Consider the following 21,513-nt stretch of genomic DNA (forward strand, 5'->3'; position numbering starts at 1 on the left):
TCAGTACAACCGGTGCAGCCAGGCGCGCCAGATCAGCGCCGTCGGCACCACGGAAGTGAACACGGTTCCGATCACGAACAGGATCACTGCCTGTGACTGGGCCGCCGCTACGAGCAGGAAAAGCCCCAGCACGGGCGAGCAGAGGATCCCGAGCACGGACAGCAGGATGCCGGACACGCGCATCGGCCGTAGTTCGGCAAGCCGCTGCGCCAGCCGTGGGTTTTCGGCGGCCAGTTGCCGCTCGATCTCCGAGAGCCGTCGCTGTTCTTCGCCGTGGAGTGCCATCGCCTGCACCGCCTCTACCGACCAGTATCGCTCGCCGACGGGTCCTTGTCACGATGTGATCTGCGCTGTGCTTTGGCTGTCGTTCCGTGCGCCCTCACGGTGAGTAGGTAATATTACCTCCCGTTAACCCGATCGCGGGAACCAAAGGGCGAGGGGAGAGCGTCCGATCCTGCGAGAACGAACCGTGTGGGAGTGCACGCGCGGGCGAGGGAGAAGGTGCTGTTGATGAGCAAGACCGACGAGCGCGTCATCGGTGACACGCCGATCTTCGAGGCGCTGCGCGAGGAGTTCGACTTCGACCGCCTGCTCGAGGACCTGGTCGAGGAGCCGAAGCAGGCCGAGTGAGACGTTACGGTGGTGGCTGTGAGCGGTGATCCCGGCACGGCCACCACCACTCGCCGATCGCAGGCCCCCGTCTTGGCGGCCGTGGCGGTCGGCGGTGGGATCGGTGCGCTGGCCAGATACGAACTGGCCACCACCTGGCCCACGGCCCCGGGCCACTTCCCCTGGACCACGTTCGCCATCAACGTCAGCGGCTGCCTGCTGATCGGCGTCCTGATGGTGCTGGTCACCGAGGTCCGCGTGGCGCATCCCCTGGTCCGGCCCTTCCTCGGGGTCGGCGTCCTCGGCGGGTTCACCACGTTTTCCACCTACGCCGTGGAGATCCACGGGCTGCTGAAGCCCGGCTCGGCGGGCGTCGCGCTCGCCTACTTCGGTGGCACGCTCCTCGCGGCTGGGCTCGCGGTCCTCACCGGGGTCGCCGTCACGCGCCGGCTGGCAGGCCGATGACGGCCGTCCTCGTCGTCGCCGGCGCGCTGGTCGGCGCGCCCCTGCGCTACCTCACCGACCGCGCCGTGCGGTCCCGGCACGACGGCCCGTTCCCGTGGGGCACGCTGCTGGTCAACCTGGCCGGCTGCCTGGTGCTCGGCGGCCTCACCGGCGCCGGCACCGCGTTGCCCGCCCCGCTGCTCGCGCTGCTCGGCACCGGTTTCTGCGGCGCGCTGACCACCTACAGCACGTTCAGCTACGAGACGTTGCGGCTGGTCGAGCAGAAGGCGTACTTCTACGCGGCGATGAACATCGTGGTCAGCGTCGCGGCCGGGATCGGTGGCGCGTATGCCGGATTTGCCGCTGTGCAGGCGTTTTTGCCGGTGTGACGAGGACCTCGCGCCGTGCCAGGCTGACGCCATGACCGATGCGATGCGGGCCGAGACCGTCAGGATCACCGGGCACGGTGGCGACGAGATCGAGGCCTACCTGGCCACGCCACTGGACCCGGCGCCACGCGGCGGGGTGGTGGTGATCCACCACATGCCCGGCTACGACGAGGCGACCAAGGAGATCGTGCGGCGCTTCGCCGTCCACGGCTACCACGCGATCTGCCCCAACCTCTACTGGCGCGAGGCGCCGGGCGCGGACCCCGACGACGCCGCCGCGACCGCCCGCGCCCAGGGTGGCGTCCCGGACGAGCGGCTCGTCGGGGACGTCGAGGGCGCGGCGAACCACCTGAAGGGGCTGGACGGCGCCAACGGCAAGATCGGCGTGATCGGCTACTGCTCCGGCGGGCGGCAGACGTTCCTGACCGCGTGCAGCATCCGGATCGACGCCGCGGTCGACTGCTACGGCGCGTTCGTGGTCAACGACCCGCCGCCGCAGATGGCCGGGATGAAGCCGCTGCTGGGGCTCGCGCCGCAGCTGTCGTGCCCGCTGCTGGGTCTGTTCGGGGCCGAGGACAAGTTCCCCTCGCCCGAGGAGGTCGCCACGCTGTCCGCCGAGCTCGACCGGCTGGGCAAACCACACGAGTTCCACACCTACGAAGGCGCCGGACACGGGTTCTTCTCGGTCGACCGGCCCAGCTACCGCCCGGAGGCCGCGGTCGACGGGTGGCGGCGGGTCTTCGACTTCTTCGGCGAGCACCTGGTTTGAGGAGAGACGACATGTGCACCTACCTGACCGAGCAGATCGAGATCGACGGCAGCGGCAAATCGGCGCGGGGGTGGATCCCGCTGACGCACGCCTCGGTGTACGTCGACCACCCGACACACGCGCAGTACACGCACACCGTGAACATCGACTTCCTCAACCCGGCGGAAGGGCCGTCGGCGCGGGTGCCGGTGGAGCTGACCGAGGAGGCCGCGCTGGCACTGGCGGACGCGATCCACCGGGCGATCGCCTCCGCGCCGAAGGGGCTCGCCTCGGCGAAGCAGCCGATGTGACCGTCGAGGACGGGCTGCCCACCGTGGCGGAGTACCGCGCGCTGCGGGCCGCGGTGGGCTGGCCGTCGCCGGCGGACGACGTGTGCCAGGCCGCGCTGGACGGCTCGGTGCACGGCGTGCTGGCCCGCGACGGCTCCGGGCTCGCCGGGATGGCGCGGCTGGTCGGCGACGGCGCGATGTACCTGCTGATCGTCGACGTGGTGGTGCACCCGCATCACCAGGGCGCCGGGCTGGGCAGGCGGATGGTCGAACGACTGGTGCGGGTCGCGGGCACACGACGTGTGCAACTCGTGGCGGCGGGCGAGGTCGTGCCGTTCTACGAGCGGCTGGGATTCGCTTGTGAGGCCAGCCACCTGATGGCGTACCGCACTCTGGGATGACCTGGGCGAATGGTTCACGGAGTCTTAACGTTGTCCGTGGTTGACCCCCATGGCCCGTTTTGGAGTGCTCTGTGTCCGCTGTCACCGACCGGCCCCCGGCCGGCAACTTCCTGCTGCGCTCGCCCACCTCGTGCGCCGCGCCGATTCCGGAGCCGGAGGCGCCCATCCGCTGGGTGCCGCTCGCGATCTCGGCCGCCGGGTCCGTCGCGCTGAGCTGGTACGTCTGGGCCACCTACGGCGGCAAGTTCGGCGCGCTGCTGGTCATCGGGCTGTTCCTCGGCCTCGCGCTGTACCACTCGCGCTTCGGGTTCACCTCGGCGTGGCGGCAGCTCATCGCGGTCGGCAACGGTGAAGGCCTGCGTGCCCACGCCCTGCTGCTCGGCACCGCCGCGACCCTGATCGCCCTGCTCATCGGCACCGGCACCGGCCTGTTCGGCACCACGCCGAAGGCCACCGCGGGACCGATCGGCCTCGCGTTGTTCGTCGGCGCCGCGTTGTTCGCCGTCGGCATGCAGCTCGGCGGCGCGTGCGCGTCCGGCACGCTGTTCGCGGTCGGGTCCGGGCAGTCGTCGATCGTGCTCACGCTGGGCGGGTTCATCGCCGGATCGGTCCTCTACACCTGGGCGTTCCCGCTCTTCGACGGCTGGCCGCAGGTGTCCGGCGTGCTGCTCGCCGACCACGTCGGCTGGTTCGGCTCGTGGGCCATCACCATCGCGGTGCTCGGGCTGGTCGTCGTCGCGACGCGGGTGGTCCAGGCGCGCCGCAACCCGCCGCCGGTCGGGGTGCCGCCCACCGCGAAGGGCTTCGCCCGCGTGTTCCGCGGGTCGTGGCCGCTGCTCGTCGGCGCGGTCGTGCTGGCCGTGCTCGCCGCCGCGGTCGTGCTCGTCTCGGGTGGCACCTGGGGCGTCACGTTCGCCTTCGCCCTGTGGGGCGCGAAGTTCCTGCAGCTGATCGGCCTGCACCCGGAAACCTGGGAGTTCTGGCAGACCACCAGCAACGCCAAGTCGCTGGCGAGTCCGATCTGGACGGACAAGACCAGCCTCACCGACATCGGCATCATCCTGGGCGCCGCCGTCGCCGCCGCGGCCGCGGGAACCTGGAAGATCCACTCGGAGATCCCGTGGCGCACGGCGATCGCGTCCGTCCTCGGTGGAATCCTGATGGGCATCGGCGCCCGGCTCGCCGGCGGCTGCAACATCGGCGCCTACCTGGCTGGCATCTCCACCGGCAGCCTGCACGGCTGGCTGTGGGGCATCTTCGCGCTGGGCGGCACGTGGATCGGCCTGAAGCTGCGGCCCCTGTTCGGGCTCGCCAACCCGAAGCCGGCCGACTCGATCTGCTGACCTTCCCAAGCCCTGGAATGGCAGGACAACCGCCGGGTTGTCCTGCCATTCTTCGTTGCGGGGAAGGAAAATCCCCGACAGAGAAAGGTGGGAACATGAAGAAGACCGTGATCCGGGGCCTCGTCGCGAGCGCCCTCGCCGGGGCGGCCGTGCTCGGCGCCGCGGCACCCGCGCTGGCCGCTCCCGCGCCGGGCGACGTGGCCGTGGTGGACGAGCCGGACACGACCAACCTCGACAACGCCTACACCTTCGCGCCGCTGGGCGTGCCGGTGATCGGCCTGGTCCGGTCGATCAACGCGGCGCCGGGCAAGCTGCTGCCGAGCTTCGGCTGAGGTTGAACACGGAAGAGCCCCGCGCCACCCACCTGGCGCGGGGCTTTTCTGTTTGGTCCGCTGGCACTGCCTGGCGCGGGGTCATGGACCGCCGCCTGCCGCCGGGCTGCGGAGGGGCCGGGCCTGCACACGAAAGAGCCCCGCGCCACCCACCTGGCGCGGGGCTCCTCCTGTTCCCGCTCAGCCCGCCAGTTCGGTCAGCAGGCCGTAGACCGGGGCCAGCACCGTGGTCGGCGCCCCGATCGTCGGGTCGAGCAGGGGGCCCGCGTCGGCTCCCGGGACGAGCCAGATCGGCACCTCGTCGGCGCTCGCGACGCCGCCGCCGAGCCCCAGCGCCGCGGCCGCGATCACGCCGCCCGCCAGCACCCTCGCCACACTCCTGCGCACTTGCACTCTCCTTTCTGCTCCGCCCGTCTCAACCGAGCGGAAAACTGATCGGCACTACTGTCCCCTGTGGAATGAAGAACCCGGCACCCTCACCCGGCACGTCCATGCCCGGCGCGTGCGGCTGTCCCGGCGCCATCGGCATCGCGTTGACCTGCGCCGCCGCGAACAGCTGCACCCGCGGCGGTTCGGGCTGCTCCGGGCCGAGCCACTGCCGGAACCCGGTCACCGTCGCCGCCTCGCCGGGGAACGCGTTGTCCAGCGCCACGGCGTAACTGACCGCCGCCTGCTCGCGCGGGTCGAACCGCAGCGGCACCGTCGAGCTGGCGACCGTGTTCACCAGCGGCCCGGTCAGCAACCACGGCGCGACGTACAGCCCGTACGGGTACGCCGGCCGCTCCCGCTGCGCCGCGGCCGCACCGTCCAGCGCCGACGCCGCCTGCGCCCACCCGGACACCACCACCAGCGCCGCACCGTCCGGCCGCACGGCGACACCACCAGCCGCAGCCGCGTCCCGGACCACCCGGGCCGCCTCCGTGCCCCGCGCCGACGAATCGCCGACGACCGTGATCGAGCCGGTCCCGCGGGCGGCCAGGAAACCGACGAGCTTGCGCAGCGCGTCCGCGTCCGCTTCGGACAGCGCGTCCGCCGGGCAGCTCGTCAGCACGTCCTTCCGCCCGGCGACCAGACCGCCCAGCGCGGTCGTCGCGCACTCCGGTCCGTCCGGGCTGGACGCCGTCGCGACCCCGCTCGCCGAACCGGTGTCCACCTCGATGGTCCGGCCGGACACCACAACCGAGCTGCGCCCCGCGGGCAGGTCGACCTCGGCCCAGAACCCGGAGGCCCCCGGCCGCGCGACCGCCTGGACGGCCGGCCCGTCCCCGACCGCGACCGACCCGGCCGTGGGCAGGTGGACGAGGTTCCGCCCGGGCCGCTGCGGGCTCACCAGCACCGGCGTGCCACCCGCGTCGGCGAGCAACGGCACCCCGGGCACCGGCAGCTCGGCCGGCTCCGGCAGAGCGACGAACGCGCTCCACGCCACGAACGCGGCCGCGACACCGACGACCGCGACCCGCCGCCACAACACGGCCGCCACGATCGGCAGCACGAACGCGGCCAGCAACGCGATCCCGAACCCGGTCTCGTACAGCCGCCGGTCGAACGCCACCCCGGACAGGACCAGCTGCACCGCGCCCGCCAGCGCCAGCACACCGCCGAGCGTCCAGGACAGCGGACCGAGCCGGGGCGTCTCCGCACGCGCCAGCGCCAGCGACGCCAGCCCGAACCAGGCGGCCGTCGCCCCGACGTAGACCGTGTCGATCGCGAACTCCACCCCGGACCGGCCCAGGGCGGTCTCCAGCACCAGCAACACCAGCAACGCCGTGGCCACCCAGCGGCCCACCGGCGGCCGTCGCGTGGTCAGCACCGGCACGGCGAGCACCAGCAGCGCGTGCACGACCGCGCCGACGGCGTTGACGTCGAAGGCCACCGCCGACACCACGGCCAGCACTGCCGACAGACCGCCCAGCACGGCGGTGACCTGCCACAACCGGCGGGGCAGCGTCTCCACCTGCGGCCGCAGCAGCCCGATCCCCGCGACGAAGGCCGTGGCGGGCAGCAGCACCAGCCGCACGATCAGCGCGGCCAGATCCAGCCCGGCGGAGCCGGTGACCGGATGGGACCCGTGGTCCATGAGTTACCTCTTCCGCGCACCGTCCGTGCGGGGCCGGGGACGGCCCCGCACGGAGAGCGCTTACTTCACGTCCGCGTCGGCGACGACGAACAGTTCCGAGTGGGGCTTCGCGTTGCCGAAATCGCCGTGCGGCCACGACTTCCGGTTGAAGTTGATGCCCACCTGGCCGGTGAACTCGTCGCGGAAGTCCTGGTCCACCGTGGCCTTGCCGTCCGGCGACAGCTTCACGATGTTGACCTTGTGGTCACCGTCCAATCCGGACCGGGCGACGAAGTAGTTCGACACCGCGAGCCGGTCCGGCGAGGTGACCTCGTGGTAGAAGCCGTCCTCGCCCAGCTCGAAGTTGTCGTACGCGCCCCAGTGCGGGCCCGCCCCCGGCGTGCCCGGGTTGATCGGCGCCGCACCGGCGAGCGTGGGCAGCACCCCGTTGTCCGCGCCGCTGCGCGCCTGCTCCTTGGTCTGGATGCCGGGACCCGCCCAGTCGGGACCCTGCGCGAGCAGGTTCTCGATGTTCAAGATGTAGACGCCACCGGTGGTGCCGGGGTCGTCCGGCCCGAGGGTGCCCTTCTGCCGCCCCTGGATGGCGCGGTAGAGGAACCGGTCGTCCGGGCTGGTCTGGATCCAGCCGCCGTTGGAGCTGGCGCCGATGCTGTCGTTGTTGCCCAGCGCCCGGTTCGCCGCGCCGTCGTCCCACACCTGGTACCAGTGGGGCTCGGCCTTGGTGATGTCCGGCGTGTAGAACACCGCGCCGCCCTGCATGGTCTGGGCGAAGGCGCCCCTGTGGCCGGGCAGGTTGGTCACTGTGGTCTCCATGACCGCGCGGCTCTCCGCGTAGAGCGGGTCGTAGTCCCCGGCGCGTGGGCCGTCCGGCAGGTAGGACACGGCCTTGAGCTTCGGGTTGTTGCGGTCGGAGATGTCCCAGGTCCGGACCGTCGGGCGGCGCAGGTACGGGGACGGCTGCTTGACCGGGTCGAGGATGATGTTCCGCGGCTCGGCGTAGTCGCTGGTCACCAGCGTGTTCAGGTCCTCGCGGGCCTGGATGCCGTGCGGGTTGGCGCAGGTCGGCTGGCCCAGCGTCGGCAGGTTCTCGCACAGCTTCGCGTTGTCGCCCTGCGGCGTGGCGGCCGAGGTCTGCGACAGGACCTGCGCGTTCTGGTCGAACCGCACGACCTCGCCGGGGCTGCCCGCGAAGCCGTTGCTGATCACGGTCTGGCCGTTGGCGTAGGTGTACGGGCCGGGCGCGACCGGGCCACCCATGTAGGTGCCGTAGGCCGTCCCGTCCTTGAGCACCCAGTAGGCGTCCGGGACCGACCCGCCGAGGGTCTGCGTCGGCAGGCTGACGCCCTTGAGCTTGAGCTGCGGCAACGCGCTCACGTCGAACGCGTAGGTCGCGGCCGCGAACAACGCGCCGGCGTAGATCGTGTCGCCCTTGTGCCACACGTACTGCATGTGGTGCGGCTCGTTCTCGACCAGCGGGCCGACCGTGGCGGTGTTGACGACCTTGCCGTACGTCGGGGAGCCCTCGGTCGCGTCGATGACGGCGAGGAAGTCCGGCCCGGGCAGCGCGTTCTTCGCCTTGTTGAGCCCGCCGCTGATGGTGCCGGGCAGGTTCTTGACGTCCTTGACGACGGTGTCCGCGATGTTCTCGTCGCCCGCCCACACGAGCAGCCATTCCTTGCGCTGCCCATTGTTTTCACTGCGAATTTTATTGACGTCGCCGCCGACCAGGTGGTTCTCCACCCAGTACTGCTTTCCGTCGGCCCCGGTTTTCGAATCGGTGACCACCTGCACGTCGGCGTAGGCGCTGCTCGTGCCCGTGTAGGTCACGGCGCCGGCGGCGAGTGCGACGGCCGCCGTGCCCGTCAGTATTTTTCGCCATGACGGCGATTTCAGGCGCATGCCTTCTCCATGTTCCGTTCCCTGAATCTGTGCCCGGGAATTGGGCGGAACGGAATGGTTCCGCGCGGCGCCGAGGGGTGTCAAAGCAGTGTCAAAGGTTGGGAATAACCCACGCAAAAAGTTCCCCGTGTCACCCTGACGAGTGACACGGGGACAGTGTCCAGTACGGACAGTCAGCCGAGCGCGTCCAGGTGCGCCCGCACCGGAGTGGAGAACGCCCAGCCCGACGAGGCGTCCCAGTTGACCGACCACGTCATCACGCCGCTGATGCCGGGCCACGCGGTCGACGGCACGTAGGACCCGCAGCCGGTCCGCGTCGCCAGGCAGTCGAGCGCCGCGTTCACCACCGAGGGCGCCACGTACCCGCTGCCCGCCGCCTGCGCGGTCGCCGGCAACCCGATCGCGACCTGGTCCGGCCGCAGCACCTGCAGCAGGTGGCAGGCCTGCGCGGTGATGAAGTCGACACTGCCCTGCGACACCACCCGTCCGTCGCACCCGAGCATCGAGCCGGAGTTGTAGTACTGCGTGTGCACGACGGTGATCAGCGGTTTCACGCTCTCGATCAGCGTCAGGTACCGGCCGCCGGGCTGCACGTCGAGCGTCTGCGGCGCCATCGTGACCAGGAAGCCGTCGCCCATGCGGTCGTGCACCTGGGTCACCGCGCTCGCGGTGTTCGCCGCGTCGAAGGTGCCCTCCAGGTCGATGTCGATGCCCTGGACGCCGAACTCGGTCGCGACGCGGGTGAACGAGTCGACGAAAGCGCTCACCCGGTCGGCGCTGCTCAGGTCGATGTTGCCCCGCTCGCCGCCGATCGACAGCACGATCGACTTGCCGGCCGACTTCTTGGCCGCGATGTCGGCCTTCAGGTCGGCGTCGGTGTAGCCGCCGAGCGCGTTCGACAGGTCAGGGTCCACGCCGAAGGTCACCGCGCCGGGCGTGGCGGGGTCGGCGTTGGCGAAGGCGAGCACGATGACGTCGTAGGCGTCGGGCACCTGCGACAGCTTCAGCGGCTGCGCCGAGTTCACGAAGTTCTGCCAGTAGCCGGTGAGCTGCTTGGACGGCAACGCGGCCTGCGCGGGCGTCCAGCCGAGCGCGACGAGGAGCCCGGCGAGCACGAGCACGATCAGTCGTTTCATGTGCGAGCCCTTCCTAGAACGGGGTGAGGGTGACGGTGCAGGACCGCGGGGCGGGGTCTTCGATGTAGGAGGCGAACCCGCCGACGTCGTCGAACGCGAAGCCGTACGCCCGCCCGTCCGCGGTGGCGGTGTGCATGATCCGGGCGTAGTGGTTGGTCACCGCCGTGCGGTAGAACGCGCCGGGGTCGGAGACCGGCTGGTTCGGGTTGTCCAGCAGCGTCGAGCGGTTCAGCGCGGCGCCGAGCAGCGCCGCGACCGGGCCGGTGAGCCCGTCGTTCGGCGCGGCCAGCGCGCCGTCGCAGAACAGGATGTCCCGTGTGGACGGTCGCCGGATCGGCGACGCGGTGCGGCCGGAGCCGTCCCGGACGACGAGGTTGCCGTCGGACCCGACGCGCCCGGTGAAGACCGCGGATCCGGTGTCCAGCCGCAGGTCCGTGCCCGCGTACTTGGCCCACACCGCGTCGGTGTAGCTGTCGAAGTACGTGGCGGAGAACCGGCCGGCGTCCAGGCCGTGACCGGGCGCGATCACCCGCAGGTCGTCCACCACCAGGTTCGCGAAGTCCGGCTGCGCCCGGATCTGGTCGAAGATCTGCGCCCGGCCGCCCGCCTTGAGTGTCCCGGTGCTCTGCGACGCGGCGCCGGTGAGCTGGATCGACAGCGGCACGCTGAACTGGTCGACCATCGTGGTGTTGCAGTGCATGCCCAGGTCGTCGAGCGTGAACTCGACGAAGTCGTGCAGGATCCGGTAGTTCGGGTCGCTCGCCACCCACCCCGCCGGGTACTGCAGTGCCGGGCGGCCGGCGCCGTCGGTGACGGCCTTGAACTTGAGCTTCTGCCCCAGCGCGAAGTACAGGCGCCCGGACATCGGCGGCACGTTGATCGTGGTGGCGCCGCTGGCGTTCAGCGGGATCGCGTAGTCGGTGAACCCGTCGGAACCGTTGTCGGACAACGAAACCGGCGCAATGGACCCGTCCGCGCGGACCCGGAACTGGTTGCCCGCGCTGTCGGTGCCGACCAGGTAGCACCAGATCGAGGTGTTCGCGAACTCGCCGCTGTCGTTGACGATCGTCAGGGGCAGCGCGGTGGCCGCGCTCGCCGGTCTGACGGAGAGCGCCACCGCTCCGGCGCTCGCGGCGAGGAGGAAGCTCCGGCGACTCAGCATCGGCAGACCCTTTCATCCGATCGAGTGGATGGTCTATACCAATGTGAGTGGCGCGCGCGGTAACGGACAATAGGCTCATCAGGTGAAGTGCTGACAGGCGTTGTCCGGTCGCGGGACGGCCGGGAAGGGGCGGCTGCCCGATCAGGCAGGCTGGAGGGTGTCGGCCTCTTCGGTCGGCGGCGGCGTGATCGGGTCGTCCGACGGGCGGCGGCCGTGCTGGGTGATCAGGACGACCGTGGCGCCCTGCTCGGCGCCTGCCGTGCCGATGGGCGCCTGCGCGACGACCACGCCCTCCTCGGGCGCGGGCATGCCCTCGGGCCCGGCGGGGACCAGCCCGGCGCGGCGCACGATCGAGCACGCGTCGTCCGCGCCGAGGCCAACGACGTCGGGCACTTCGACTACCGGCCGGTGCCGCCGCATGTGACCAGTCTAGGCGCAGATCGACGACGTGCGCCGCGATCCGGAACCGGGTATACCGGGCATGTCGACAACGACCCAGGGAGGACGCCATGGTGCACCCCGTGCCTCCCGGTCCCGAGCCCATTCCGCCCGGGCCGGGTCCCGATCCGGTGCCGCCACCGCCCGAACCGCCGGTGCCGCCGACCCCGCCGGAGCCCCCGATGCCGCCGCCCGATCCACCGCTCGGCATATCCTGATCGCGTGACGGTGACCGGCTGGCGACGAGCGGTGCTGCTGTGCCTGCTCGCGTTCGGCCTGGTCGGCATGCACCACATCGCCGGAGCGGACCACCCGGAGAGCGCGGTCGTGACCGTGGTCGCCCACGCCGGGCAACCCGACGGCGACCACGGCCACGGCATGACGCACGACGTGCTGCACCTGTGCCTCGCCGTGCTGCTGGCCGGGGTGCTGCTCGGCCTGTGGACGCTGCTGCGCGCGGTGCGCAACCCGCCGCTCGCCCGTCGCCCCGCCGGCCGTCCCCGCTCGCGGGCGCCGGACCGGCCGTCCGGTCGCGCGGTGCTCGCCGGCCTCTGCGTGCTGCGGCTGTGATCGGCGCTCGTCCGCCGAATTCGCAGTAGCAAACACATGAGAGGTTTCCTTTCCCATGCGCAAGACCATGGGCGGCCTGCTGCTGGCCGCCATCCTCCTGGCCGGTTGCGGGACCCAGCCGCACGAGTCCCACGGCACCACCACGACCGCGGCCGAGCAGCAGGCCGGTCACAACCAGGCCGACGTCGACTTCGCCCGGATGATGATCCCGCACCACGAAGGTGCGCTCGCGATGGCGGAGCTGGCGCCCGGCCGCAGCACCGACCAGCGCGTGCTCGACCTCGCCGCCCGCATCCAGCGGGCGCAGGACCCGGAGATCCAGCAGATGCGCGGCTGGCTCACCCAGTGGGCCGCGCCGGCCACGCCGATGGACCACTCGATGCCGGGCGAGATGGGCCACGACGACATGGCCGCGCTCGAGCACGCCACCGGCGCCGAGTTCGACCGGCAGTTCCTGCGGATGATGATCGAGCACCACCAGGGCGCGATCGAGATGGCGCGGACCGAGCTGGCGGCGGGCTCGAACGCCGACGCGAAGGCACTGGCCCAGCGGATCATCGACAGCCAGCAGGCGGAGATCGCCGAAATGCAGGCGATGCTCGCCTGACCAGCGGGCGGCGGGGCGGGCGTCCGCCCCGCCGTCACGGCCGCAGCGCGCCGATCCGCAGGCACACGCCCGTGGTCAGGGCGAGGATGCCGACGAACAACAGGAACACGTTCGCGGTCACCGCGCCCAGCCCGATCAGGAGCGCGCCGAACGTCATCAACGCCAGGCACCCCAGCCTGCGGAACCGGCCGAGGTGGTGGAACCGGCCCTCGCGCAGCGCTCTGGTCAGCTCGGGATCGCTGATCTCGAACCACTGCTCGATCGCCCTGAGCTGCTGTTGCTCGTTCCGGCTCAACATGGGCCGCCCCTGGGTCGCCGTCGACTGGTCTGCACCGGCGGATACCCGGATCAGCGCAGGTCAATCCGGGTGGCGATGGGTTCGACCGCTCGGGGTACGGCCGCTTCGCGTGTGGTGCGGCTCATCGCGGATCCCCTGGACCGGGTGGTTTTCCCGGTCCAGACCACGGGTACGCGGCGACGGTGCCAGACCAAAACGTGAGCGTCGCTGATCCGGCGGTGGTCAAGCGGGCGGTCGGCGCGGCGGCGATCGGCAACATCACCGAGTGGTACGACTTCGGCGTCTACGGCTACCTCACCACGACGATCAGCAAGGTCTTCTTCACCGACCTGTCCGGTCCGGTCGCGACGATCGCCACCTTCGGCTTGTTCGCGGTGTCGTTCCTGATCCGGCCGTTCGGCGGGCTGTTCTTCGGGCCGCTGTCCGACCGCATCGGCCGCAAGCGCGTGCTGTCGCTGACCGTCGTGCTGATGGCGCTGGGCACCTTCGCGATCGGCGTGGTGCCCGGGTACGAGGCGATCGGCATCGCCGCGCCGCTGCTGGTTCTGTTCGCCCGGCTGCTCCAGGGCGTCTCGACGGGCGGCGAGTACGGCAGCGCCATGACGTTCATCGCCGAGTACGCGCCGGACCGCCGCCGCGGGTTCCTGGGCAGCTGGCTCGAATTCGGCACCCTGACCGGGTACGCGTTCGGCGCGACGATCGCGACCGTGCTGACCGCGGTGCTCACCGAGGACCAGCTGCTGAGCTGGGGCTGGCGGATCCCGTTCCTGATCGCGCTGCCGATCGGCCTGGTCGGCCTCTACCTGCGGCTGCGGCTGGAGGAGACGCCGGCGTTCGCGAACTACGTCTCCGGCGAGGGGAAGCAGCGCGGGTCGGCCGGGCAGGAGTTCCGCACGATCTTCAGCCGCTACTGGCCCGCGATGCTGCTGTGCGCCGGGCTGGTGCTCGCCTGGAACGTGACGAACTACATGCTCACCAGCTACATGCCGACCTACCTGACCGACACGCTGCCCGGCCACGGCGAGGACGGGGTCGGGGAGACCGCGGCGCAGGTGCTGCAGATCGTGGTGCTCGTGCTGCTGATGGTGGTGGTCACGATCCTCGGGCGGCTGTCGGACCGGTTCGGGCGCCGCCGGATCGTGATGGCGGGCTGTCTCGGGCTGATCGTGTTGTCGTTGCCCGCCGTGCTGCTGCTCCGCGTCGGCGGGGACGTCGCGACGTTCGCCGGGCTGACCGTGATGGGCCTGACACTGGTGTGCTTCTCCAGCACGCTGCCCGCGACGCTGCCCGCGATGTTCCCGACGCACATCCGCGCCGGAGCGCTGTCGATCGCGTTCAACATCTCGGTGTCGCTGTTCGGCGGCACCACGTCGACCGTGATGGGAGCCCTGGTGGCCGGCACCGGCGACCTGAACTGGCCCGCGTACTACCTGATCGCGGCCGGTGTCGTCGGCGCGATCTGCATCCACCTGACGCGGGAGTCGGCGGGCCGGCCGTTGCAGGGCTCCCCGGCGATCGTCAGCCCCGACGAGCTGACCGGGTCACGCCGCTGAGGCGGCGAGCACGGGTTCGACGACCCGGCGGCGCGCCCGCTGCAGCGCGAGCGTCGCCACACCGGTGGCGGCGAGGGTGACCACACCCGCGACCAGCAGGGCCTCGCTCGCGCCGAGCCGCTCGCACATCCAGCCGAGCAGCGGGGCGCCGGTCGCGCCCGCGGCCGCGGCGATCGCGCCGTCGATCGAGAGCACGCGGCCGCGCATGTCCTCGGCCGAGTCGAGCTGCAGCCGGGTGCTCTTCGCGGTGTCGATGAGGACCGCGCCTGCCGCGATCGGCAGGATCACCGCGCCGAAGCCGAGCATGCCGGGCAGGAAACCGCTGACGGTCTGCAGGAAGCTCGTGACCGCGGCGGCGCCGAGCAGGAGCGGGACGGTGAGCTCCCGCACGCGGGCCGCGATGATCCCGCCGATCACCGTGCCGACGGCGAACACGGACGACAGCAGCCCGTAGCCCGCGGCGCCCGAGTTCAGCGGCCCTTGGGCCATGGCGGCCATGGTGACCTGGTAGTTGCGGCCGAGGCCGGACAGCACGAAGCCGAGCGTGAACAGGACGATCAGCACGTGGCTGCGGCGCACGTAGGCCACGCCGGCGCGGACCCCGGCGCGTTCGGCCTTGGCGACGGCGAGCGGGTGCAGTTCGGCCGTGCGGATCACCAGGACGGTGACGATGACGGCGACGAAGCTGGCCGCGTTGAGCACGAACAGGAGCGCGTCCCCGACCGCGGCGGCGAGCACGCCGGCCAGGCTCATGCCGAGCACGCGCCCGGCGGAGTTGATGATGCTGCCGAGGGCGAGCGCGTTGCCGAGGTCGTGGCGGGGGACGACCTGGCCCGCGAACCGGCCCAGCGCGGGGGATTCGAAGGCGCCGACCATGCCGGCGAGCGCGGTGAGGCCGTAGATGGTGGCCAGCGGCATGTCCTGCCACACCATGAACGCCAGCAGCAACGCGATGACCAGGTGGGTGGTCTGGCCGGCGAGGATGATCCGCCGGGGCGGGAACCGGTCGGCGATCGCCCCCGCCCAGGGGCCGATGAGCAGCGCCGGGAGGGTCGAGAGGAGGACCGACAGGCCGACCGAGGTGGCCGAGCCGGTGCGGGCCATGACGACCCAGTTGAGGCCGAGTACCTGCATCCACGTACCGGTCACCGAGACGAAGTCGGCGGTCGCCCACAGGCGGTAGTTGTGGTTTCCGAGCGCGCGGATCATCGGCGGCATTTCTCGCCGCAAGGGTGTTTCCTTCCGAAGGAGCCGGGGTAGTCCTGAACGGGTCCCGGCGGTGGGACGTGCTTGAGGCCTGGGCCGGTCGGGGCCAAGACCTGCTTTTCTGGGCACTCGCCCAGGCGCGTCACCACGCTACCGGCGGGTCAGCGAGCTGTCCTTGTGTCGATGGCTACAGCGGCCGCTGCTAACACTTCTCCGGTGTGGCGAGGGCCGCAGTCACACCCGGAACCGGAGCGGGGCGGAGTAGCGCCGGCGGGCGTGGTGCAGGCGCCGTCGCAGTGCCCAGGTGATCTTCCTGGCTTCCCGGCGCTGGTAGCCGAGGTCCACCTCCGCGCGGCAGGTGAACCAGACCGGCGCGAGCAGGTTCTGGTCGGCATCGGCCTGCAGAAAACCGACGCGCAGGTTCGTCCGGCGCACTTCGGGCTCGTGACCGAGCACGGCTCGCGCGATGCGGGTCGCGGTTTCCACGTCCGCGCTGGTCTGCACGTAGTAGCCGCCGCGGGTCCAGGCCTCGGTCATGATCCGATCCTGGCGCGATCAGGCCGCCCGTTCCAGGGCGAAGGCCGTCAGGAACCCGGCCGCCGTGATCAGGCCCGTCACCAGCTGCGCCTCCTCGAACGCCTCCGGCACCATCGTGTCCGCGATCATCGCCAGGATCGCGCCTGCCGCCACCGCCGTGATCACCGCGATCGTCTCCGGCGCCGCGCCGCCGAGGAGCAGGTTCCCCAGCAGCGCGGCGGCGCCACTGGCCAGCGCGATGCCGCCCCACACCCCGAACACGTACCGCGCGCTCCGGCCCGCCTGCTTCATGCCGGCCGCGCTCGACAACCCCTCCGGCACGTTCGAGATGAACACCGCGGCCAGCACGGACACGCCGATCCCGCCACCGCCGAGCAGCGACAGCCCCAGCACGACCGACTCCGGCACCCCGTCCAGCAGCGCCCCGATCGCGATCGCGCTGCCGCTGCCCCGCACCTCGTCCTCCGAGGGCTGCCGGCCGTGCGACCGCTTCCGGTGCCGCGCGCCGCGCCGGGCCAGCGCGACGTTCGCCAGCACGTACGCCACGGCCCCGCCGAGGAACCCGAACGCCGTCGGGAGCAGGCCGCCGGTGCGCTCGGCCTCGTCCACCAGGTCGAAGGCGAGCGCCGAGATCAGCACCCCGGCCCCGAAGGCCATGATCCAGGCGACCACCCGCGACGGTACGCGCGCGAACCACGCCACCGCGGCGCCGATCACGAGCGCCGCCCCACCGACCAGGCCTCACACCCCGGCTTCGAGCCACTCCGGCATCCGCACCTCCCGCGTCGTGTCCGGGGATCATCGTCGCGCGGCGGGCGTGGTTCTGCTCGGTACGGCGCGGTGGAAAGCGCTTACAACGGCGGTGGGCGGTCCGTCCTAACCGGACGAGCTCTCCCGGCCCGGCCTGCGTTCACGTAGCGCGTCGAGCTGTTTGCGCACGTCCTCGACGTCCCAGCGGTACTGGCCGCCGGGGGTGACGAGCACCGGCCGGATCCAGCCGCGCTCGGCGTAACGGCTGATCGACCGCCGGGACAGGCCCAGCTCGGCCGCGAGTTCACCCGAGCCCACCGTACGTCGGCGTGCAGTCATGATCGTCACCGTATTGGGTGACCCGCCGGGGCCGCGCGGCCCATGGCCCGGTTGGCCCGCATAGCCTCCATGTCCTTGTCGGCCAAACCTTTTACCGGGTGGGGTAACGGGCCCGCCGAGCCGTCCGACTTCCGGGTCGGGAAGGGGCGACATGTCGAGATGGCGCCGGAGCGACACGGTGAGCCGCCGCGTGTTCCGGCGCGTGCGGTGCCCCCGGTGCGGACGGCGGCGGCGGGAAATGCGCGTGTTCGGCACGCTGCGGCATGACGCGTCCGGGAACCTCAAGCCGCGGTGGCAGGTCCGCCGCGAACTCGATGCGCAGGCCGGCGCTTGGCGCCCCGAGCCGCGCTGTGACCGCTGCCGCTAGTTTTAGAGCAGGTGCTCTGTTACTGTCCGGTCATGCCCCGGCCACGCGTGCACGACCTCGACCGGCTGCTCGACACCGCCGAGCGACTGGTCGCGGAGGACGGCGCGGTGTCGGTGCGCAGCCTGGCGAGCGCCGCCGGCGTGTCGAACGGCGCGATCTACCACGCGTTCGGCTCGATCGCGGCGTTGCTCGGCCGGGTGTGGCTGCGGGCGGCGACGGACTTCCTGGACCTGCAGTCGGAACTCGCCGACGCCGCCGTGTCGCCCGAGGACGCGGTGGTCGCGGCCGCCGCCGCCCCGGCCGTGTTCGCCGAGCGGCGCCCGCACGCGGCGCGGATGCTGCTGACCGTCGACAAGGACCAGCTGCTCGGCCCCGGTCTGCCGACCGAACTCGCCGATGCCCTGTTCGCACTGGACAAGCGCGTGGTGGCGTTGCTGGTCCGGCTGTCGCGGGCGATGTGGGACCGGCGGGACGCGGTGGCGGTCGGCGTGATGACGACGTGCGTGGTCGACTTGCCGACCGCGTTCTTCCGGCGGGAGCTGGACACCAGCGCCGACCACCGGGACCGGCTGGCCGCCGCCGTGCGGGCCGTTCTCGCTGTGCCACTTCGACCGAAGGGATGATCGTGCTGCATTTCGAAGACCCGGTGTACGTGCTCGACCTGGGCGCCGACGAGAACCGGTTCGCGCCGGACTGGCTGAAGGGCGTGCACGCCGCGCTCGACACGGTCGCCGGGAGTGCGTCCGCGCTGGTGACGATCGGGACCGGCAAGTTCTACTCGAACGGCCTCGACCTGGACTGGCTCTCGGCGCACGGCGACCAGGCGCAGAGCTACGTCGCCGACGTGCAGGACCTCCTCGCGCGCGTGCTGACGCTGCCGGTGCCCACGATCGCGGCGGTGAACGGCCACGCGTTCGGGGCGGGCGCGATGCTCGCGATGGCGCACGATTTCCGGATCATGCGCGCCGACCGGGGCTTCTTCTGCTTCCCGGAGGCCGACATCAACATCCCGTTCACCCCCGGCATGGCGGCGTTGATCCAGGCCAAGCTGACTCCGGCCGCCGCGATCGCGTCGATGACCACGGGAACCCGCTTCGGCGGCCCGGACGCGCGCGAGCTCGGCCTGGTCGACGACACGGCGAGCGAGGCCGAGCTGCGCGACCGGGCGGTGGCGAGGGTGCGCCCCCTGGCCGGCAAGGACCCGGGCACGCTGGGCACGATCAAGGCGACGATGTTCGCGGGGGCAGTGTCCGCGCTGCGTGCCTGAGGTTCGCGACCGTCCCTTGAGGACGGCCGTTACCCGTGCTGGGGGGAGAGGACGTCCCGGTGCTTGCCGGTGGTGAGCCGCAGCCAGGCCTCGGACCAGCCGCTGGAGACGGCGATCTCGTCGATGACGCCGGTGGGCAGGCACAAGCGCCGAACCTCCGCCGCCGCGTCATCGCCCCGCGCACGAAGCCGCTCCAACTCGGCGATCAGTTGGCCGACGGATTCGTAGCGGGTCCAGGAGGTGTCGTGGTCGCCGCTGCGCAGGATCAGGAGCAGATCGTCGATCAGCGACTGGACCGGGCTCATCGAGGGATTCTGACGCCGCGGGTCTGGTGACGGCAAGCGGCTGGCGCGCGGACCCCCGCCCACGAACAGCGCGAAGCCGGCATCTGCGGGGTTCTCTTCGATCTCGCCCACGACTCGGACTAAGACGGGCTGGCACCAGGATCAGCGGCGAGGGACACGGACAATTGAGGTTGCCCGGCCAGTGGGTAGTCGTACCACCCGTCTGCTCGCTCGGCGTCCGTTGCCGGAAGCGCCTCTTCGACCGCCTGCACGACGACAGGTGCTCCAGCGACTTGTGAACGTTGGTCTCGAAGACCCACCCGTGAACTTAGTCGCTGCCCATCTGAGGCCGGTGCGAACGGAGGGCACTGCGCCAGACAGCTTCGAACTCCTCGGCGTCGATGACGAACAACGTGAAGTCCGCATCGGCCGCGATCTCTTCGAGCGGCGGTTCCGGCTCCTGGCCCAGAAACGTCGTGCCGATGGAAGTCGACTCATCTGCGTAGTCCTGGCGGCCGTCTCGGTACAGGTCGACCTTGCGGGTCTCGTAGCCGTCGTCGCCGGTCTCGCTGTAGAGGAGAACCGGTTCGTCAGGGTGGTCGTGGTGCCAGATCACCTTCTTGTAGCTCGGCATCGGTCCTCTTCTCCGAACGGTGCCGGGGCCAGGGGGTAGTCGTTGTCTTCACCCGTACCGCCGAGGACGGCCCGGCAGACGCGTTCGACTTCATGGTCCGCACGCCGCGGCGCATGGCTCCGTCCCGATCAACAGAAACCGTCCACAGCCTGGCTGACCAGGCGAAAGAGTGGGGCGCCTGGGGCTCGAACCCAGAACCTACGGAGTAGTTGACCACTTGGCGGGTCGTCTGCCGTTGGTTGTTGATAGCGCCGATGAGCTGCCCGGATCGCGAGTGCAAACGCTCGCCGTTGCGGGCTGCTTGTCGGCGTCTGCCGTCGTTTCGTGGGGAAAAAGCGGGGAGATGATCTTCCGTAGGCTATGGGAAATATGGGTCATATATGCCATAGTCTCTCCCATGCGACGTGATCCAACTGAAGCAGTACGGCGAGCAGTCGGCAACTTGATCCGAGAGCTGCGGAAGGAACGAGGGTGGAATCAGACCCAGCTAGGAGCGGCGGTCGGGGTGGATCAAAGCACGGTCTCGGAGTGGGAGCGGGGCGCCGCAGTGCCGCGAGAGCTGCGGGCGATTGCAGACGCGCTCGGTGTGCCGTTCGACCGGTTCAGGCAGGTTATTGAAGCGGCCGCGGCCGCTGCTGATGCCGTTGAAGAGGCAATCCGGTCACAGTCGCTTCTCTCCAAGGAGTCGATGGAGGCGCTGGTTGTCATGTACAGGAAGGTACTGGCAGCCGACACCGCCGATCTTGGCCGAAATTGAGCGGGCACAACTTTCCACGCTGTCCCGCTGAGGTGATCTCCTCGCGGCGCGGGCTCACCCCTGCCAGGCCGGGTGGTGCCGGTCAAGGGTTTGCCGGAGGCCGCGAAGCGCCCTTGACCGGTGCCGGCCGGGCTGGCTGCCCTCGGGCGCGCCGTGAGGAGGTCACCGGTGCCTTTCCTGATCTCCGAAGCGGTGCCGGGTCCAGGGCGGAGCCCTGGCCGCCGGAGGCAGGGTGTGAATGCGCCGGGACCCCCAAAGCAACGTGCGGCAGCCACTACTCCTCAGCGCGAGGGAGGTACCTGCGGATGGTGCGAGGGGTGGGGAGGCCAGCGCGCCTATGTTCCTCGTCCACCGCTGTTGCGAGTTCTTCGATGATCTTGTCTGCTCGTACCGTGAGTCCGAGCCAACTGGCTCCGGTCCCCTTCTGGCCTACCCACGCGACGACGGTCGCCCCCTCGCGGTCCCCGATCAGGATCCCGCTCGGATTGGTATTGAGCGTGACCACGTCCTTCACTGCGACCGAGTACCTCCGCCACGGGTTCCGGACCAAGATCTCGCTTCCGGTAAGGGTCATCCGGGGCCACCACACCATGCGGTAGATCGTGATGAGAGCAAGCACCATGAGGACGGCGACGAGCACCGCGTCCAGGTCCTGTGTTCCGTCCAGGAGGCCGTCATGCATGGCTAACGCGCCGATGGCCGCGAAGCCGAGGGACGTTAGCAGGGCGCCGACCTTCAGAACCGGCCCGATGCGCCATTCCTGCACTTCCACGCAGCGATCGTACGGGGGGCAACCGGTTGAAGTTCAACTCGCGATGACGTTGCGATGTGGCGTCGACGTGTTGCGGCACGCTGCGCCTTGCTCGTGGGACAAAGAGTCCACAGCGTCGGCGACCGCCGGCCGAAGCGGAGCGGCAGGCCGAGCGGTCGCGCGGCGCGCTTGCGCGCCGCCTTGATCCCATAGAGCCAAATTCGGCAACGACACCCTGATCACGGATGGCTGTCCCTTGGGTAACAGATCATGCAGGCATGATGCGTATCTGATCGCTTACGCGAAGTAGTAGGGCGGAGAGATC

The 21,513-nt window shown here is 70.8% G+C and carries 28 protein-coding genes; 13 read left to right on the forward strand and 15 right to left on the reverse strand.

The genetic code is table 11. The features are described from left to right. Positions 1–285 carry a DUF3040 domain-containing protein gene (locus L2C96_RS06855; RefSeq protein ID WP_037324126.1) on the reverse strand — a complete coding sequence of 95 codons (285 nt, stop codon included), beginning with the start codon at positions 283–285 and terminating at the stop codon, positions 1–3. 417 nt (positions 286–702) lie between these two features. On the opposite strand from L2C96_RS06855, the gene crcB (L2C96_RS06860) reads away from it, so the two are divergent. The 7 genes from crcB (L2C96_RS06860) (at position 703) to L2C96_RS06890 (ending at position 4,556) form a co-directional block, all read left to right on the forward strand. Further along, the gene (gene crcB, locus L2C96_RS06860; RefSeq protein ID WP_020418320.1) at positions 703–1,074 is read left to right on the forward strand and encodes a fluoride efflux transporter CrcB; all 372 of its coding nucleotides are present in this window, start codon (positions 703–705) and stop codon (positions 1,072–1,074) included. Continuing rightward, a complete protein-coding gene (crcB, locus tag L2C96_RS06865; RefSeq protein ID WP_237335584.1) occupies positions 1,071–1,442 on the forward strand; it encodes a fluoride efflux transporter CrcB in 372 nt (123 codons plus the stop codon). Before crcB (L2C96_RS06860) ends, crcB (L2C96_RS06865) begins: the two co-directional genes overlap by 4 nt. Positions 1,443–1,473: 31 nt before the next feature. Next, the gene (locus tag L2C96_RS06870) at positions 1,474–2,211 is read left to right on the forward strand and encodes a dienelactone hydrolase family protein (protein WP_020418318.1); all 738 of its coding nucleotides are present in this window, start codon (positions 1,474–1,476) and stop codon (positions 2,209–2,211) included. An 11-nt stretch (positions 2,212–2,222) separates the two neighbouring features. After that, the gene (locus L2C96_RS06875; protein WP_237335585.1) at positions 2,223–2,501 is read left to right on the forward strand and encodes a DUF6295 family protein; all 279 of its coding nucleotides are present in this window, start codon (positions 2,223–2,225) and stop codon (positions 2,499–2,501) included. Beyond that, on the forward strand, positions 2,498–2,881 hold the full coding sequence (locus L2C96_RS06880) for a GNAT family N-acetyltransferase (RefSeq protein WP_237335586.1): 384 nt from the start codon (positions 2,498–2,500) through the stop codon (positions 2,879–2,881). Before L2C96_RS06875 ends, L2C96_RS06880 begins: the two co-directional genes overlap by 4 nt. Before the next feature lie 71 nt (positions 2,882–2,952). Then, complete coding sequence (locus tag L2C96_RS06885) at positions 2,953–4,224, forward strand: YeeE/YedE family protein (protein WP_237335587.1); 1,272 nt, start codon at positions 2,953–2,955, stop codon at positions 4,222–4,224. 95 nt (positions 4,225–4,319) lie between these two features. Beyond that, entirely contained in the window at positions 4,320–4,556 is a 237-nt protein-coding gene (locus L2C96_RS06890; protein WP_020418315.1) for a hypothetical protein, read from the forward strand. 180 nt (positions 4,557–4,736) lie between these two features. Here the strand turns inward: L2C96_RS06890 and L2C96_RS06895 are convergent, their stop codons facing one another. The 6 genes from L2C96_RS06895 to L2C96_RS06920 form a co-directional block, all read right to left on the reverse strand. Continuing rightward, positions 4,737–4,943 carry a hypothetical protein gene (locus tag L2C96_RS06895; RefSeq protein WP_039791504.1) on the reverse strand — a complete coding sequence of 69 codons (207 nt, stop codon included), beginning with the start codon at positions 4,941–4,943 and terminating at the stop codon, positions 4,737–4,739. A 28-nt stretch (positions 4,944–4,971) separates the two neighbouring features. Beyond that, positions 4,972–6,633 carry a hypothetical protein gene (locus L2C96_RS06900; protein WP_237335588.1) on the reverse strand — a complete coding sequence of 554 codons (1,662 nt, stop codon included), beginning with the start codon at positions 6,631–6,633 and terminating at the stop codon, positions 4,972–4,974. 60 nt (positions 6,634–6,693) lie between these two features. Further along, positions 6,694–8,532: a hypothetical protein gene (locus tag L2C96_RS06905; protein ID WP_020418312.1), complete on the reverse strand. Its 1,839-nt coding sequence runs from the start codon at positions 8,530–8,532 to the stop codon at positions 6,694–6,696. Between the two features lie 173 nt (positions 8,533–8,705). Then, entirely contained in the window at positions 8,706–9,668 is a 963-nt protein-coding gene (locus tag L2C96_RS06910; RefSeq protein ID WP_237335589.1) for a chitinase, read from the reverse strand. Positions 9,669–9,681: 13 nt separating this feature from the next. Continuing rightward, positions 9,682–10,830: a beta-1,3-glucanase family protein gene (locus L2C96_RS06915; RefSeq protein ID WP_237335590.1), complete on the reverse strand. Its 1,149-nt coding sequence runs from the start codon at positions 10,828–10,830 to the stop codon at positions 9,682–9,684. Between the two features lie 141 nt (positions 10,831–10,971). Beyond that, positions 10,972–11,250, reverse strand: a complete 279-nt coding sequence (locus L2C96_RS06920) for a PASTA domain-containing protein (RefSeq protein ID WP_228685023.1) — start codon at positions 11,248–11,250, stop codon at positions 10,972–10,974. A gap of 240 nt (positions 11,251–11,490) precedes the next feature. On the opposite strand from L2C96_RS06920, the gene L2C96_RS06925 reads away from it, so the two are divergent. Together L2C96_RS06925 and L2C96_RS06930 are read left to right on the forward strand one after the other, a co-directional pair. Then, positions 11,491–11,838, forward strand: a complete 348-nt coding sequence (locus L2C96_RS06925) for a hypothetical protein (protein WP_237335591.1) — start codon at positions 11,491–11,493, stop codon at positions 11,836–11,838. A 55-nt stretch (positions 11,839–11,893) separates the two neighbouring features. Then, positions 11,894–12,445, forward strand: a complete 552-nt coding sequence (locus L2C96_RS06930) for a DUF305 domain-containing protein (RefSeq protein ID WP_237335592.1) — start codon at positions 11,894–11,896, stop codon at positions 12,443–12,445. Positions 12,446–12,479: 34 nt separating this feature from the next. Here the strand turns inward: L2C96_RS06930 and L2C96_RS06935 are convergent, their stop codons facing one another. Then, the gene (locus L2C96_RS06935; protein WP_020418306.1) at positions 12,480–12,743 is read right to left on the reverse strand and encodes a DUF3040 domain-containing protein; all 264 of its coding nucleotides are present in this window, start codon (positions 12,741–12,743) and stop codon (positions 12,480–12,482) included. Between the two features lie 197 nt (positions 12,744–12,940). On the opposite strand from L2C96_RS06935, the gene L2C96_RS06940 reads away from it, so the two are divergent. Further along, a complete protein-coding gene (locus L2C96_RS06940) occupies positions 12,941–14,296 on the forward strand; it encodes an MFS transporter (protein WP_237335593.1) in 1,356 nt (451 codons plus the stop codon). Here L2C96_RS06940 and L2C96_RS06945 read toward each other — a convergent pair. The 4 genes from L2C96_RS06945 to L2C96_RS06960 form a co-directional block, all read right to left on the reverse strand. Further along, a complete protein-coding gene (locus L2C96_RS06945; protein ID WP_372491172.1) occupies positions 14,285–15,526 on the reverse strand; it encodes an MFS transporter in 1,242 nt (413 codons plus the stop codon). The genes L2C96_RS06940 and L2C96_RS06945 overlap by 12 nt on opposite strands. A 210-nt stretch (positions 15,527–15,736) precedes the next feature. Next, on the reverse strand, positions 15,737–16,039 hold the full coding sequence (locus L2C96_RS06950) for a hypothetical protein (protein ID WP_237335594.1): 303 nt from the start codon (positions 16,037–16,039) through the stop codon (positions 15,737–15,739). 18 nt (positions 16,040–16,057) lie between these two features. Further along, entirely contained in the window at positions 16,058–16,777 is a 720-nt protein-coding gene (locus L2C96_RS06955; protein WP_237335643.1) for a ZIP family metal transporter, read from the reverse strand. A gap of 138 nt (positions 16,778–16,915) precedes the next feature. Continuing rightward, positions 16,916–17,128: a MerR family transcriptional regulator gene (locus L2C96_RS06960; RefSeq protein ID WP_272882124.1), complete on the reverse strand. Its 213-nt coding sequence runs from the start codon at positions 17,126–17,128 to the stop codon at positions 16,916–16,918. Positions 17,129–17,527: 399 nt separating this feature from the next. Here L2C96_RS06960 and L2C96_RS06965 point away from each other — a divergent pair, with 399 nt between their 5' ends. Both L2C96_RS06965 and L2C96_RS06970 read left to right on the forward strand, forming a co-directional pair. Next, positions 17,528–18,118, forward strand: a complete 591-nt coding sequence (locus L2C96_RS06965; protein ID WP_237335595.1) for a TetR/AcrR family transcriptional regulator — start codon at positions 17,528–17,530, stop codon at positions 18,116–18,118. Further along, on the forward strand, positions 18,115–18,762 hold the full coding sequence (locus L2C96_RS06970; protein ID WP_237335596.1) for an enoyl-CoA hydratase-related protein: 648 nt from the start codon (positions 18,115–18,117) through the stop codon (positions 18,760–18,762). The genes L2C96_RS06965 and L2C96_RS06970 overlap by 4 nt, the downstream gene beginning before the upstream one ends. Positions 18,763–18,791: 29 nt before the next feature. Here L2C96_RS06970 and L2C96_RS06975 read toward each other — a convergent pair whose 3' ends face one another. Then, complete coding sequence (locus L2C96_RS06975) at positions 18,792–19,178, reverse strand: hypothetical protein (protein ID WP_237335597.1); 387 nt, start codon at positions 19,176–19,178, stop codon at positions 18,792–18,794. A 196-nt stretch (positions 19,179–19,374) separates the two neighbouring features. Beyond that, positions 19,375–19,680, reverse strand: coding sequence for a DUF6881 domain-containing protein (locus L2C96_RS06980; protein WP_237335598.1), 306 nt, complete (start codon positions 19,678–19,680; stop codon positions 19,375–19,377). Between the two features lie 397 nt (positions 19,681–20,077). On the opposite strand from L2C96_RS06980, the gene L2C96_RS06985 reads away from it, so the two are divergent. After that, positions 20,078–20,437, forward strand: a complete 360-nt coding sequence (locus L2C96_RS06985) for a helix-turn-helix domain-containing protein (protein ID WP_237335599.1) — start codon at positions 20,078–20,080, stop codon at positions 20,435–20,437. Positions 20,438–20,711: 274 nt separating this feature from the next. Here the strand turns inward: L2C96_RS06985 and L2C96_RS06990 are convergent, their stop codons facing one another. Continuing rightward, a complete protein-coding gene (locus L2C96_RS06990) occupies positions 20,712–21,209 on the reverse strand; it encodes a hypothetical protein (protein ID WP_237335600.1) in 498 nt (165 codons plus the stop codon). Between the last annotated feature and the right edge of the window lie 304 nt (positions 21,210–21,513).

This window comes from Amycolatopsis tucumanensis, from assembly GCF_021654135.1.
Taxonomy (GTDB): domain Bacteria; phylum Actinomycetota; class Actinomycetes; order Mycobacteriales; family Pseudonocardiaceae; genus Amycolatopsis_E; species Amycolatopsis_E tucumanensis.

What these genes read in the sequence shown, in the direction of transcription:
- L2C96_RS06855 (WP_037324126.1), bottom strand. Translation starts at nt 285, where the DNA reads ATGGCACTCCACGGCGAAGAACAGCGACGGCTCTCGGAGATCGAGCGG.
- crcB (WP_237335584.1), top strand. Translation starts at nt 1,071, where the DNA reads ATGACGGCCGTCCTCGTCGTCGCCGGCGCGCTGGTCGGCGCGCCCCTG.
- L2C96_RS06870 (WP_020418318.1), top strand. Translation starts at nt 1,474, where the DNA reads ATGACCGATGCGATGCGGGCCGAGACCGTCAGGATCACCGGGCACGGT.
- L2C96_RS06875 (WP_237335585.1), top strand. Translation starts at nt 2,223, where the DNA reads ATGTGCACCTACCTGACCGAGCAGATCGAGATCGACGGCAGCGGCAAA.
- L2C96_RS06890 (WP_020418315.1), top strand. Translation starts at nt 4,320, where the DNA reads ATGAAGAAGACCGTGATCCGGGGCCTCGTCGCGAGCGCCCTCGCCGGG.
- L2C96_RS06900 (WP_237335588.1), bottom strand. Translation starts at nt 6,633, where the DNA reads ATGGACCACGGGTCCCATCCGGTCACCGGCTCCGCCGGGCTGGATCTG.
- L2C96_RS06905 (WP_020418312.1), bottom strand. Translation starts at nt 8,532, where the DNA reads ATGCGCCTGAAATCGCCGTCATGGCGAAAAATACTGACGGGCACGGCG.
- L2C96_RS06910 (WP_237335589.1), bottom strand. Translation starts at nt 9,668, where the DNA reads ATGAAACGACTGATCGTGCTCGTGCTCGCCGGGCTCCTCGTCGCGCTC.
- L2C96_RS06915 (WP_237335590.1), bottom strand. Translation starts at nt 10,830, where the DNA reads ATGCTGAGTCGCCGGAGCTTCCTCCTCGCCGCGAGCGCCGGAGCGGTG.
- L2C96_RS06920 (WP_228685023.1), bottom strand. Translation starts at nt 11,250, where the DNA reads ATGCGGCGGCACCGGCCGGTAGTCGAAGTGCCCGACGTCGTTGGCCTC.
- L2C96_RS06930 (WP_237335592.1), top strand. Translation starts at nt 11,894, where the DNA reads ATGCGCAAGACCATGGGCGGCCTGCTGCTGGCCGCCATCCTCCTGGCC.
- L2C96_RS06935 (WP_020418306.1), bottom strand. Translation starts at nt 12,743, where the DNA reads ATGTTGAGCCGGAACGAGCAACAGCAGCTCAGGGCGATCGAGCAGTGG.
- L2C96_RS06950 (WP_237335594.1), bottom strand. Translation starts at nt 16,039, where the DNA reads ATGACCGAGGCCTGGACCCGCGGCGGCTACTACGTGCAGACCAGCGCG.
- L2C96_RS06960 (WP_272882124.1), bottom strand. Translation starts at nt 17,128, where the DNA reads ATGACTGCACGCCGACGTACGGTGGGCTCGGGTGAACTCGCGGCCGAG.
- L2C96_RS06965 (WP_237335595.1), top strand. Translation starts at nt 17,528, where the DNA reads ATGCCCCGGCCACGCGTGCACGACCTCGACCGGCTGCTCGACACCGCC.
- L2C96_RS06970 (WP_237335596.1), top strand. Translation starts at nt 18,115, where the DNA reads ATGATCGTGCTGCATTTCGAAGACCCGGTGTACGTGCTCGACCTGGGC.
- L2C96_RS06980 (WP_237335598.1), bottom strand. Translation starts at nt 19,680, where the DNA reads ATGCCGAGCTACAAGAAGGTGATCTGGCACCACGACCACCCTGACGAA.
- L2C96_RS06985 (WP_237335599.1), top strand. Translation starts at nt 20,078, where the DNA reads ATGCGACGTGATCCAACTGAAGCAGTACGGCGAGCAGTCGGCAACTTG.